The organism is Brevibacillus migulae (genome assembly GCF_004521915.1).
In the GTDB taxonomy this organism is placed as follows: domain Bacteria; phylum Bacillota; class Bacilli; order Brevibacillales; family Brevibacillaceae; genus Brevibacillus_F; species Brevibacillus_F migulae.
This window is the reverse complement of the sequence record NZ_SDKD01000015.1, coordinates 87,267-100,276: the sequence shown is the minus strand read 5'-3', so window position 1 is coordinate 100,276 and position 13,010 is coordinate 87,267. Positions and strand designations below refer to the sequence as shown.

Annotated in this window: 12 protein-coding genes; 5 read left to right on the top strand and 7 right to left on the bottom strand. The window is 50.3% G+C overall.

Annotation, left to right across the window (positions count from 1 at the left end; all coding sequences use genetic code 11):
* Positions 1 to 4 precede the first annotated feature (4 nt).
* The 4 genes from EIZ37_RS17250 to EIZ37_RS17235 all read right to left on the bottom strand — a co-directional run bounded on the left by EIZ37_RS17250 (position 5) and on the right by EIZ37_RS17235 (position 5,720).
* Complete coding sequence (locus tag EIZ37_RS17250) at positions 5 to 1,486, bottom strand: S-layer homology domain-containing protein (RefSeq protein WP_134686007.1); 1,482 nt, start codon at positions 1,484 to 1,486, stop codon at positions 5 to 7.
* Between the two features lie 138 nt (positions 1,487 to 1,624).
* Positions 1,625 to 2,317: a response regulator transcription factor gene (locus tag EIZ37_RS17245; RefSeq protein ID WP_134686006.1), complete on the bottom strand. Its 693-nt coding sequence runs from the start codon at positions 2,315 to 2,317 to the stop codon at positions 1,625 to 1,627.
* Positions 2,295 to 3,794 (bottom strand): sensor histidine kinase, encoded by a 1,500-nt coding sequence (locus EIZ37_RS17240; protein WP_134686005.1) that lies wholly within the window; start codon positions 3,792 to 3,794, stop codon positions 2,295 to 2,297. The genes EIZ37_RS17245 and EIZ37_RS17240 overlap by 23 nt, the downstream gene beginning before the upstream one ends.
* A 666-nt stretch (positions 3,795 to 4,460) precedes the next feature.
* The gene (locus EIZ37_RS17235) at positions 4,461 to 5,720 is read right to left on the bottom strand and encodes an MFS transporter (protein WP_235828082.1); all 1,260 of its coding nucleotides are present in this window, start codon (positions 5,718 to 5,720) and stop codon (positions 4,461 to 4,463) included.
* 288 nt (positions 5,721 to 6,008) lie between these two features.
* Between EIZ37_RS17235 and EIZ37_RS17230 the strand changes: the two genes are divergently transcribed.
* Both EIZ37_RS17230 and EIZ37_RS17225 read left to right on the top strand, forming a co-directional pair.
* Positions 6,009 to 6,500 carry a GNAT family N-acetyltransferase gene (locus EIZ37_RS17230; protein WP_134686043.1) on the top strand — a complete coding sequence of 164 codons (492 nt, stop codon included), beginning with the start codon at positions 6,009 to 6,011 and terminating at the stop codon, positions 6,498 to 6,500.
* A 158-nt stretch (positions 6,501 to 6,658) separates the two neighbouring features.
* Entirely contained in the window at positions 6,659 to 6,901 is a 243-nt protein-coding gene (locus EIZ37_RS17225; RefSeq protein WP_134686003.1) for a zinc ribbon domain-containing protein, read from the top strand.
* A 68-nt stretch (positions 6,902 to 6,969) separates the two neighbouring features.
* Here the strand turns inward: EIZ37_RS17225 and EIZ37_RS17220 are convergent, their stop codons facing one another.
* Positions 6,970 to 8,400 (bottom strand): RsmF rRNA methyltransferase first C-terminal domain-containing protein, encoded by a 1,431-nt coding sequence (locus EIZ37_RS17220; protein ID WP_134686002.1) that lies wholly within the window; start codon positions 8,398 to 8,400, stop codon positions 6,970 to 6,972.
* An 82-nt stretch (positions 8,401 to 8,482) separates the two neighbouring features.
* Here EIZ37_RS17220 and EIZ37_RS17215 point away from each other — a divergent pair, with 82 nt between their 5' ends.
* Together EIZ37_RS17215 and EIZ37_RS17210 are read left to right on the top strand one after the other, a co-directional pair.
* Entirely contained in the window at positions 8,483 to 9,247 is a 765-nt protein-coding gene (locus tag EIZ37_RS17215; RefSeq protein ID WP_407921149.1) for a hypothetical protein, read from the top strand.
* A 21-nt stretch (positions 9,248 to 9,268) separates the two neighbouring features.
* Complete coding sequence (locus tag EIZ37_RS17210; protein ID WP_134686001.1) at positions 9,269 to 10,222, top strand: methyl-accepting chemotaxis protein; 954 nt, start codon at positions 9,269 to 9,271, stop codon at positions 10,220 to 10,222.
* A gap of 189 nt (positions 10,223 to 10,411) precedes the next feature.
* Here the strand turns inward: EIZ37_RS17210 and EIZ37_RS17205 are convergent, their stop codons facing one another.
* The gene (locus tag EIZ37_RS17205) at positions 10,412 to 11,101 is read right to left on the bottom strand and encodes a class I SAM-dependent methyltransferase (RefSeq protein WP_134686000.1); all 690 of its coding nucleotides are present in this window, start codon (positions 11,099 to 11,101) and stop codon (positions 10,412 to 10,414) included.
* 100 nt (positions 11,102 to 11,201) lie between these two features.
* Entirely contained in the window at positions 11,202 to 11,591 is a 390-nt protein-coding gene (locus EIZ37_RS17200) for a hypothetical protein (RefSeq protein WP_134685999.1), read from the bottom strand.
* 213 nt (positions 11,592 to 11,804) lie between these two features.
* Between EIZ37_RS17200 and hppD the strand changes: the two genes are divergently transcribed.
* Positions 11,805 to 12,893, top strand: coding sequence for a 4-hydroxyphenylpyruvate dioxygenase (gene hppD, locus EIZ37_RS17195; protein ID WP_134685998.1), 1,089 nt, complete (start codon positions 11,805 to 11,807; stop codon positions 12,891 to 12,893).
* Positions 12,894 to 13,010: the final 117 nt, after the last annotated feature.

Here is a 13,010-nt window from a genome sequence, read left to right as displayed (position 1 = left end):
AGTATTATTTTACGGTCAATTGAACTACTGAATCGCCTGCCCAGTCTCCTACCGGACGGACCGAATACGTCGTCCCTTTGGTAAGCGTACCATTTTGCTGGATATCGAATATGCCTACCGCGCCTTTGCGACTGGAGTATTTATAGGTGGCAGTCAACTTCTCGCCGTTTTCAGCGGTCAACTCTACGCTGCGGCCGGAAAACAATTCATCGCCAGGATCGGAAGCCAAGGTGACGGAAATGGACGTTTCATTGATGGCGCCTGCCGCAGCAAGCTCCAGCGGCGCGATATTTTTCGCGACGAATGTAGGGGTGGCCATTTGCGCCCAATCGGATGATACGGTGTAGGTTACCCCAGGTGTCAAGGTTTGTCCGTCAGGCAGTCGGAATTTCGGTTCTTGTTTGCCGTCCGTCGATTGCGTAAAAGGAACATATTTGGCTATGATCGGTTGCCCGCCTTCTGGTGTGATCGTCACCTGTCTGCCCTGCATGGAAGAAATGACTTGATACGTTTTTCCGTCCGTCTGGTTGTTGTTATCCAGTACGAATGCATTGTCACCGCGACCTGCGCTGTAAGCAGAGATGATATAGCCATAGTCGACGACTCCCTCCGATTTCAGAGAAGCGATTTCAAACGTATCATTTGTGACTTGGCTTGGCTGGGTCATGGAGAGCTTTGTCGCATTGCCGACAAATGTGCCGGCATGTTTGCCTTTATACGTCAGGCTGTATGATGTGCCCGCTTTTTGCTCCGATGTCGGCACGATATACGTTGCGATGGAGCCGGTTTTCAAGCGCGGCATATTGGTCAAGGTCAATCCTTCGGTGAATGCGAAGTCTTCTTTCGCTTTGGCGAATGCTTCATTCGCGGATGTCAGCGGTGCATCAAAGGTGACGATCAGGGTGATGGCATTCAATGCTTTGATGTCGATTACGTTTGCCTTTTCGGATGGGATCGCTTTTTGCGCGGTATTCAGCAGATAGGCGACCTCTCCGCGAGTGGGTGCTTGCTTGGACGTGAATCGCTCCATCCAGTAATTTACCGTTTTTACATCGCGTTTCAGAGCTTTCGATACGATTTGCACGAGTTCGGCATTTGTCACGGTTGCGTGTGGATTGAATTGGCCGTTATCCGCTTGCATGATACCAAGCCCGACTAAGTCGGATGCGTATTTGTAGTACCAGGCGTTTGGAGCCACATCCGTGAAGCTGATGCGTGATGTGGCTTGATTTTCCAAGTGAAATGTTTTTGCCACCATTTTTGCCAATTCAGCACGGTTGATTTGATTATGAACGCCCATCGATTGGTTCTTGTAGCCTTCCAAAACGCCGAGGCGCGAAAGGACTCCGATCGCTTCTTGAATCTCTTGTGCGGTTACAGAAGCAGTTGTAGCTGCTTGCACATGCAAAGCCGGGAATGAAAGGGCTTGAGTCCCTAGTAACGTTGCGACCACCAAAGCGGCTGCTTTTTTTGAATGCGTGTTCAAAGTGATTCCTCCTCGTAACAGTTGTTGTTGCTCATACCTGTATGGTAGAGGAGAGAGTTAAACTGCAAAGAAACTGGTTATTAATAAATTCTAAACAAGTTCTTAAATCATTCTAAACACCAAAGCATGCTTGCATGATTACACGGTAAAACGATAGCCGGCCCCCCATACCGTTTCGATATACTGGGGGTTCGACGGATCGACTTCAATCTTTTCACGCAGCTTGCGTATGTGCACCGTCACGGTTGCGATATCGCCGCTCGAGTCCATGCCCCAGATCCGTTCAAACAAGTCTTCCTTGCTAAACACCCGGTTGGGATTGCTGGCCAAAAACTCAAGCAGACTGAATTCCCTAGTCGTAAACATGACCTCATGATTACGCACATATACTCTGCGGGACGCTTTGTCGATGACAATCCCGCGTATATGGATCTCATCTTTTTGAACAAGGTCTTGTTTTCCCAGCAGGCGTTCATATCTGGTCAAATGAGCTTTTGCTCTCGCCACTAATTCGCTCGGGCTAAACGGCTTTGTAATATAGTCATCCGCACCGAGATTAAATACGCGGATCTTATCGATTTCTTCTTTTTTGGCAGAGACAATTAAGATCGGAACTTCCTTTGCCTCCCGAATGCGTCGGCATAATTCAAAGCCATCCATGCCAGGAAGCTGCAAGTCAATGATGATGAGACTGTAATCGCCATGCAGGGAGAGGTGTAACCCCTCATTTCCTGTGCCGCAAATATCTACGGTGAAACCGTTTAGCTCAAAATAATCCCGTTCCAGTTGAGCGATGGTCGTTTCGTCTTCAATGATCAGGATTCGCGTCATCGGGATCATTGCCTCCTTGATTCTGCATTCGTTTTAACGTAAAGAACAGGCTCGTGCCCACACCTTGCTCGCTTTTCGCCCAAATGGTCCCACCGTGTCCTTCGATAATCTGGCGAGCGATCGACAGTCCCAGACCGCTGCCGCCTGTCGAGGAATTACGCGACCGTTCCGCGCGATAGAAGCGTTCAAAAATGTGAGGGACAGCTTCCGGAGGGATGCCCATCCCGTTATCCCGGATTTCGACCGTTACCCGATCGGAATCCGTATGCAGCAGGACATGGATTTGCTTTTGCGGCTTATCCATGTACTTCACTGCATTCCCGATAATATTTAGTACGGTACGCTTCAGCTTTTCCCGATCCGCTAGCACTGTTGCGTCATGGCAGGCATGATTCTTATAGTCGATGGCAATCTGCTTCTTTTCCAGGTCATAGCGCAGCTCGTCGATGCAGTCGTCGAGGAATTTGCTGACGTCCACATGCTCCCATGTAAAGGGTACTTGCTTCAGATCAAGCTTGGAGTAAAGGAACAGCTCATCCACCAATTTGTCCAGATCGACCGCTTTGGTATAAATGATATCGACATATTTCTGCATCTTCTCCGGCGTATCGGCGACACCATCTCGTATCCCTTCAATATAGCCTTTAATATTTGTGATCGGGGTACGCAGGTCATGAGAGATGTTCGAGAGCAGCTCCTTCCGATTCTCCTCATCGCGGAGTCGCAGGTCGACCGATGCTTGCAGTCGTTGCCGCATATTTTCAAAGGCTTTGTTCAACTGCCCGATCTCGTCCTTCGACTGCAGCTCCAGTGCGAATTGCAGGTTACCCTCCTGGATTTGTTCTGCCGAGTTGCGCAGCAGGTTGAGCGGTTTGACGACACTGCGTGTAATCCAGCGGTATAACAGGATATTGGCGATCACCAGCAATCCAATCAAAAGGATCGAAAGCATCGGCAGCAGCTTGCGTGCCAACTCTGCAAACGGGCTGCGCTCGCGGATGACGAATACGCTGCCTTTGGCACCATCCGAATAAGTGAAATCAAATTTTGCGTATGCATAAAAACGTTCACCGATGTTGAAGGTGTTGCGAATCTGACTGTTATTCAGATCGTAAGGCGGTAGGGCTGCTTCCAATTCCGGTTGATGAAACGTATTCGATTCAAAGATTTGGGTACTCTCGCGGCGAACATACAGACCGGCTCTCACCGTTTTGAGTTTAAAATCGTAGTCTTGCAGTAGTTTCTGATTTTGCAGTTGATCCGGTTCATTTTTGGCCAAGTATTTCAATTCAAGAAAGATCGATTCTTCCTCTTCGGTTAGCGGATTCAATTGATAGTGCACTTTATAAAAATCCCGAAAGCTGCTGATATCCCCGGTTGATGCAATCGTAAATAGGCTGGCGGTCAGGGCGAACATCAGCAGGCTGATCACGAGCATGCCGGTAAAGGAGAAGAGCAGTTTAAGCCGAATAGACATCATTTCACCTCTCTCGTGTTGTAGTAGCATGGAGAAAACCGTATACCTTTTTCTGCTCCATTATATACAAGTTGATAGAACAGTCTATAACATTGGCAGAGGAACTACATCTGACGAAATCGCATTTCCTAGTTGCAGACGTACTCCCTCGGCTCCAGTCATCATACAACCATTTCAATGAAAAATGGTCAGCCAGAAATTTCTGGTCTGACCAAATCATACGAAAGTGGTAGTAGCTATATTGATAGGGCAGGTTGCTCCTTTTTTCCTGTGATTCGCTGCTCCGCTAGATCTTGGAGGCGCTCCGTTTCGAAACATGCTCACCAGCGAAGCAGAAGAAATTTCAAAAGGGGGCGTGTATTCATGCTTTTTTTAAAAAATCCGATCGACTATATGCAAGTGCCACGTGAGGAAGGGAAGAGAGGGACGGGCGGAGTCTTTGTCACACCTGCTCAGGTGGAGCTTCCAAAAACGGTATAAGCTTGTCGCGCAATCACATCGGTTGAATATGCTTCTTCGAAACTTTTGCGCGACGCACCGTTTTTGGAAGCGGAACCGGACAGTTCTTACTCCCATGCGGGTGTGGCAAGAACGTAGCCCCCGCCCTCTCTTCCCTTCCCCCACCACCATGTTTGCACAATCGTTAATCACACGCTAGAGAACATGCTAAGACAACTCTGCCTGCGCCGATCTGTCTTTCCGAAACAAGAGATAAAACAAACAGGAAACCACACAGTAAATGATCGCGGTAATACAGAACGCATACGCATACCCCCAGTAAGACCCATACGTATACACCAGATAAGTGTTCACGGGCGCGACGAGGAACCAGCCAAGGTTGAAGGCTGCGTCTCCCATGCTGTTGGCCAAGCCGCGCAGGGAGCCATCCACTCTTGCCATTTTAATGGAGGTCTGAAACGGATTGGCAGCATTCATCAACGCTTGCCGGAACAAATACCCGCAGGAGGCGAGCATGAAGTCCATCGAAAAGGCGGTAATCAGCAGGAACGGAATGGAGGACATCTGTAAAACCACGACGGCCCGTACCTCTCCGATCCTATGGGCAATAGCAGGTCCGATCAGGTAAGCGATCGCGGTTGCCGCCTGACCAAGGGAGACAATGATCCCGATCGCTGTATGGGAGGCATCGAATCGATCCGCGAAATAAACATTCAGATAAGGAACGATCAGACCGCCAGCCGAGCTGGTCATGAGAGACAACAAGGTAAACCAGCCAATCACTTTGAGCGATTCCCGCTTGCTTTTCAGTTGTGCGCGCAGGGGCAGCTTTGGCTGTTTTTCAACGCTCTCCCCAGTGGATGGGCCAAACATCATGACGGGCACAAGTCCGACCGCTGCACAACCCACCCCGATCAAAAGCGTAATCCGCAGGCTGATCACCTCGGAATAGCCGAGGAACTCATGCCAGAAATCGGTAAGGGCTCCGCCGCCCACATTTCCAAGAAAATTGGCCAGCATCATCAAGGCCATATTGAAGCTGAACAGATGAACCCGTTGATCCATGGTGGAATTTTCAACGAGAAAGGGGATCCCCGTCACCTGCACCACAGCCAGAAAAAATCCACTGACGAAGGCAGCCGTCCCCAGATCAGGTGCGCTGGACATACAGGCACGAAAGCCAAGAGCAACGATGGCAAACAGCAATCCGATTTGCGCGACACGTTTCGGACCAAGCCGATCGCTTAACAACCCCGCTGGAATGAGACTGAGGGCAGACCCCAGCGCTGTCATCGCCACGACGTCACCAACTTCATCTTGTCCATACCCTAGAGATTTGATATACAAATTATAGATAACGCTAAACATCCCCAACCCGGTGTTCCACAGGAGATTAAACACGAAAAACAGCTTGATGTTGCGATTGTAGCTGTGAAACTGCTGATTCCACTCTGATAAAAATGACACGAGCCCACCACCGAATCGAATTCATTACGCTGAAAAATTTATTTTAGCGATCATTGCATTATTCTACTCCTATTATGAATCTTTTTACAATTCAGTTTCGTAAAAAGGAAAATGTTTCATGGTGTGGAAGGAGAGAGGATTTGAAATTGGCTGAGCGCCGGGATGCGATTTTGACTGCATCCAAAAAGGATTCATCTATGAAAACGGGGAATGGACTGATCATCGGGTATATGTAATCAATTCTCCGCAATTCCAATAAACAGGCATGGAGGCATGACGATGGGCGAGATGATCATTACCGAAATACAAGAATCTGATCGCACTTGGCTGCGGGAGTTCTGGATCAAGCATTGGGGAAGTCCCAAAATGGTCTATTCGCTGGGGGTACGCCATTGCGATCAGCTCCCTGGATTTGCAGCTTGGGACGGTCAGGAAGTCATCGGGTTGGTTACCTATGATGTACATGACGATCAAGTGGAGATTGTTTCTCTCGACAGTCTGCGGGAAGGCGCAGGCATTGGCTCGAGCCTGCTCGCAAAAGTGGAGGAGCGTGCCGCTCAGCTTGGCTGCAAGCGGCTGTGGCTGATTACGACCAACGATAATCTGCACGCCCTTCGCTTCTACCAAAAACGCGGGTATTTCATGACCAAGGTGTACCCGAATGCCGTAGAGAAGGCGAGACAGATCAAACCGGAGATTCCGCTGCTCGGCAATGACGGAATACCCATTCGGGATGAGCTTGAGCTGGAGAAATTGGTTAGGTCGAAAGGTGCATCATAATTGTGCAATATGAATGAAAAATATCAAAATCATGAAAAGAGTGGTTTCTCTTCACCGATAATATGGGTAAAATGATTGGTAGCAAAGATTCCAGGGAGAGGACATGCATCTTTAGACTCATCAATCGTCTGTTGCCCGGAAGGAGGAGAACCATTTTCATGAGTAAACAATGCCAATCATGCGGCATGCCAATCCGCCCGGAAGAGGAATTTTGCACGGATTGCTTTTCCTCGGAAATGGATGATTATCGGATTGTGAAAAATTACCTACGTGCCAATCCGAATTCAAATGCCATGCAGATTGCGAATGCTACAGGAGTATCGGTCTCGAAAATCATCAAATATATTCGTACAGGTTCGTTCACAGTGGTGGATTCCCCTGGCCAGCGCAGATCACGTTAAATAGAAACAGCCCTCCGTGAAAGGCAATCGCCTAGCATCACGGAGGGCTATTTATTTGCGGACCGCGGCTATAGCCAGCGCAGACCTTTTGGATAATGATTTTTCAATTGTCCGTCCACGCTTTTGGCCCAGCCGATCGGGAAACCGTCGACACAGATGAGTGTCCAGCCTTTTGCGGGAGTCACACTGTCCGTGGAAAGGGTAATCGTCTCCCCTCGTAAATACCGGAGCAGCTCTGGATCTTGCGCGGGGAAGTCCACCTTTCGCACTGCGGCATCGGCGGTAATCGAGAGCGCCAGCGCATGGGAAGGCTCAAACCGGTTTTTCTTGGCCGCCCCCAAATGCCATCCAGGACGGATAACCCGTAGTCCAGCAAGGTCCGGAGCAGCTTCTGGCAGATAATAGAGCTGATCGCCAAACAAGACAAAACGTTCCTGCTCCAAAGTGGCATCCTGCAAAGCAGGAAGTGTCTCGCGGACAAACTCATGCCAAGCGGTCAATGCCTCTTTCCATCCAGCTGGCCGCATATCTGCTTTTTTCGGCTTTCCTTGCTTTTTGTGGGTGATCGTGCCGTCCGAATCGGCTTCCTGCTTGATGAGCTTGGCGATATAGTGGCCTTCGCCACCCAGCTTATGCGGCCACAGGCGGGCAGTCTGCTTCAAGGCGTCGGCAAAGGGGGCCCCGTCTTGCGGCAAACCGGGGGAAAAGAACTCCGCATGCGGCAGCGGAGCGAGCGAGAACTCGGGATGCTTCTGCAAAAAGACAAGAATCGATTGTTCGTTTTCCAGCGGTGCAAAGGTACAGGTGGAATACACCAAGGTACCGCCCGGCTTCAACATATCGGCAGCGGCATCCAGGATATCGATCTGCATCCGGTGGCACTCCAGCACTTTTGCTTCGGACCAATCATCAATCGCTTCGGGAAGCTTGCGGAACATCCCTTCGCCCGAGCAAGGGGCATCGACAAGGATCCGGTCAAAATGCTGCGGGAAGCGTTCTGCTAGACGCTCAGGCGGTTCATTGGTGACGATCGCATTGCGAACGCCGAGACGCTCGATGTTTTCCGACAGTGCTTTTGCCCGCACCGGATGAATTTCGTTGGTGATCAGCATACCTGTGCCTTGCAGCGCCCCGGCGATCTGCGTGGATTTTCCGCCTGGCGCCGCGCAGAGGTCAAGCACCACCTCGCCGGGCTGCACATCAAGAGCGGCAGCGACTGCCATGGCGCTCGGCTCCTGTAAATAATAGAGACCCGCGGAATGATAGGGATGTTTTCCGGGGCGATCCTGCTCCTCGTAGGAAAACCCCTCCGCACACCAAGGAATCGGGGTAAGGGCAAAGGGACTCATGCCCAAAAAGGTGTGCGTCGAGAGCTTGAGCGTATTGACCCGCAGCCCTTGTTTGGGTTCTTTTTCATAGGTGGCGAGGAAAGCCGGGTACTCCTCTTTGAGAATGGTTTCCATGCGTTCTGTGAAAGGTGTCGGAAGTTGTCGTTCCATAGGATTGCCTCCCATTATTTTCTTTGCGTGTCAAGAGGAAAAAGGCGAATGATGGCGAATGATAGAGTCAGTGAGGTGGAAAATGTTGAAAGTATCCCGAACGGAAAAGCATCGCACGCGGCGGAGAATCGATGGCGACGTCAGCCGCTTTTGGGTTCTAGGGTTGCTCTTCTCACTGCTCGTCCTGGCCTTTGAATTTTTTATCCAGCTTCCTGCAGACAGAGAATGGTTGCAGGATATGGAGATGGCCTTGTTTAGTGCCAGTTTTACACTTTTAGCCTTCTATTTGCTTGGACTGACGTTTGTCTTTTCCAGGCAGCAAGAAGCGGGAAAAGTGAGCCATCAGGTAATCATTTATGTATGGCTGGGAGCGATCTTGTTTCATCTGTATCTGTTGATCAGCAATGTGGGCAACCAGCATGTGTATAAGGCAGGAATCATTCTGTTTTTGGGACCGTTATTCTTGACCATTTATCATTTTATCACGTACTTGTCCGCTTTGCGCGCGGCACGTCGGGAAGAACAGCAGGCAAGCGATGCTTCCTATGAACGGATGGCCTATCAGCTGATTCTCGAAGGCACGCGTGTGTATGGCGAAATTAACAGACTGAAGCAAGAGTACCCGGAAGTGGAACAAATGCTGCGGGCAAATGATTTCCACGCCAAGCAGGAGCGTTATCTGCTCGAGATGCAGCAGTATCTCCAGGCGCAAACATTTGGACGGAAGGACGTCGAGCTGTTGGAAGGGCACTATTACTTTTTGGAGAATCTTCTGACGCTTGCGAAACAACATCCCGGAGTCATGGAATCTCGCCTCTTTGCCCATCGAGAGGAACAATTGCCTTAAATCATGGAGGGGGAACAAATCATGTTTTGGAACAAGAAAAAAACGCAAGCAGTGCCAGCAGCAGATACGTTGAGCGCGGGGGGAGTAGCGCTGCAACCGCAGCAGCCAGACAAAGCGGACCTGGTTGCCGAAATTCAAGATCTGTACGAGCGTATGGGAGCTATCATTACCCAGCATAACGTCGTCAATGGACAGCATCGTGATCTGGCCAATCTGGCGAACCGGATGAAAAGTATTGTAGAGGATATCCAAGCGATCAGCGAGTCGTCCGATGTCTCTGCAGATCAACTGCAAGGGCGCGGAGAAAAGCTGACGCATATCTGTGAGCAGTCGGTTCAGCGCTCGGAGGAAGGCAAGAAGTCCATTTCCAATCTGGTTGAAGTCATGTCGCTGCTGGAAAAGGAATCGGCAAACACAGCGGCTTCCATGAGCCGGTTGGAAGAGCGGTCCTCGGAGATCACCAGCATCGTGCAGGTGATCAGTGACATCGCGAATCAGACCAATCTGCTGGCCTTGAATGCAGCCATCGAGGCAGCACGTGCCGGGGAGCAGGGACGAGGCTTTGCAGTGGTCGCTGATGAGGTGCGCAAGCTGGCAGAAATGACTGGCAACTCGACGAAAAACATCGCGACCTTGATTGAGAAGATTCAAGAAGAGACCAAAGAAGCGTTGGCCAATAGCGCGAAAAACACCGATGCGATTCGCAATGGTCTGGAAACAAGCAAGGACGCTTCGAAAAAGATGGACGGCATTGTGCATGCGTTCCATGAGGTAAGTGATGAGGTACACGGTGTCATGCAAACGATCCAGCAGCAAAAGCGTTTTGCGGATGATATTGCCGGCCAGGTGAACAAAGCCAAAAGCCTCCTGGATGAAATGCACGAGGAACTGGTTGCTCATGTGAAAGAAGCGAGCGTGGTTGATCAGGGGCTGGAAGGCACCTATCAGGATGTGCAAAAGTTGCTGAATCAATAAGAGACAAGCGAGCCGATATGATGGCTCGCTTTTTTCGTCGATAAGAATTTATAAAATTCTCATCGACATAAGAGCAACTAAGCTTAGCCAAAGACTTGGCGTAGCCAAGGTTTTTCTAAAACCTGCATCACTCTTCTTGTCGTAGGAACGAACAGGGAGGCATGATGGAATCAAGCTCCACAGCCGCGATTACCCCCGCTCTTTTTTCAACGCAAACAATGTGAGAAAACTAAGCGCTTGCCGCAATTCCTTGGCCAGTCCCTTCGTCAACTCCGCTTTGACACCATCCCGGTAAACCGGCTCCTCTGCGACTAATGTAAACCCATTCTCCGTCGCTAAATGTTTCGCTTCCCATGGCATCATGGTGTTTTGAATAACAGGTTCGCCATAGAGACGGCGGTAGCTGTAGGCCCGAGGGGCGGCAGTTGGACCAAGGATACCGAGCACCAGGACGCCATCTGGTTGCAGGACACGATACAATTCACGCAGTGTATGCAGTGGATCTTCAGTAAATTCAACCACATTGATCGCCAAGATGCCAGCGAAATGCTGATCGGGAAACGGCAACGCGGTGATCGAGCCTTGTTGAAAGCAGACCGCAAGCCCGGGATCTATTTGTTTGGTCGCAAGCTCAATCATCTCAGCGGAAAGATCGATGCCCTCCACTTGATAGCCCGCTTTTGCCAGTTTTCTGCTAGCGTATCCATCTCCGCAGCCAGCGTCCAAAATCGTTCCGGACTCCGGGGAGATCAATTGTGTCAAAAGGGGAAGGATGGTTTTGCGGCTGCCTTTCTCCCACATCTCCTCACTGCGCGAATGCCAGCCAGGGGCATTATCGTTCCAAGTCCGCTCGACGTAGCTGTTCCAGTTGTTGGTCATGAAAAGCCCTCCTTTTTTCCTCTCTCCATTCTACTCGCACTGGAAAAAAAGAAAAAGAAGCGCTTGGATGAGCGCTTCCGCATATGCCGTACCAATCTGATTACGTTTGGTTAAAAGGAGATTGCGGAGAAGTAGAGGAGACACCGCTGCCGAACAAGGAAGAAGCGGTCCCCCCGACGCCCACGGAAGAAGCTGACGACAAAGTGGATCCTACGTTTACGCTCGAACGCACGGGCTCAAAATTGGAAGGAGTCGTCGTCGTGTACGGATACGCAGTCTGCGCCGTACGAGCCGCTTCTGTCGCCAGCTGTGCGGTCATGGACTGGAGCTGCTGCAGCATGGCTGTGGCCTGTGTTTCTGTAGCGGCCAGATTCTGCAATTGACTTGCCAGACTGCGCAGCGTATTGGCATTATTCCGTTCGTTTTGTTGGAGCTGATTGATAAGACGCTGCACTTCGCTGACCAAATTATTCGTGTGATAGGGATACATCCAACGAATACCTCCCACGCATCTGTAGAATGTCTTTCACCAGATAATCTTTCTCCAGGAAAGGAAAATTATGCATGCTTTTTGCCACGTCGATCCATTGCTTTAACGTTGAACAGCGCTTATGCGGTGGTCGGTGTTCTTGCGAAAGAAAGCGCTGTCATAGTAATCTCGGTGGTAAGAAGTGGGAAAATTCAATCGTTGGAGGGGAAGGTTATGGGGAACGATTTCTTTCCGATTAAGGACTGGAATCATGTTGAGTTTTATGTAGGGAATGCCAAGCAAGCGATGCATTACTTTGTCAACGCATTTGGTTTTGAGGCAATCGCCTATGCCGGATTGGAAACAGGCTCGCGTGACAAGGTATCCTATGTATTGAAGCAAAACCATCTGACGTTCGTCCTCAGCGGTGCGTTGACCCCAGACAATCCAATCGCGGAATTCGTGAAAAAACATGGCGATGGGGTAAAGGACGTGGCAATGCTGGTAGAGGACTGTGAGCAGGCGTACCGGGAGGCGGTCTCTCGGGGGGCTATTCCCATCATGGAGCCTGCCGTCTACAGTGATGAGCATGGTTCTGTGAAGAAAGCAGCCATCGGCACCTACGGGGATAACATACACACCTTCATTGAGCGGCAAGACTACAAGGGTGTGTTTTTGCCAGGCTACGTACCGTTTGAGGCGCCGGTCAAGCATGAAAGCACAGGCCTGATTGGCATTGACCACATCGTCGGCAACGTCGAAGTCATGGACGAGTGGGTATCTTACTATGAAAAAGTGATGGGCTTTACCTCTGCGCAAAATTTCAGCGATGATGACATTTCCACAGAATACTCGGCGCTCATGTCCAAGGTGATGCAAAGCGGGACGGGACGGATCAAATTCCCGATCAACGAACCGGCAGAAGGCAAACGAAAATCGCAAATCCAGGAGTTTCTCGAGTTTTATCAGGGGCCGGGTGTCCAGCATATCGCCCTCTTGACCAATGATATCGTGACGACTGTAGCCAAGCTGCGGGAAAATGGCGTGGATTTTCTGCGGGTACCGGAAACCTATTATGACGATTTGAAGGAGCGGATCGGGGCGATTGACGAGGACATCGAGGAATTGCGCAAGCTGCACATTCTCGTTGACCGTGATGATGAAGGCTATCTGCTTCAATTGTTCAGCAAGCCGATCGTCGATAGACCGACCCTGTTTGTGGAAATCATCCAGCGTAAAGGGGCCCGTGGCTTTGGGAATGGAAACTTCAAAGCCTTGTTCGAAGCGCTGGAGCGAGAGCAGGCAAATCGCGGCAATCTGTAATGGATGAGAATGTACACCAAGCCTCCCCCAGACTGGGCGGGGGCTTTTTGGTGTGCGCAATACCGAATCTCTTGACCGCTGGCACTATCCCTAGTGATAATAGAAAGATACATAATA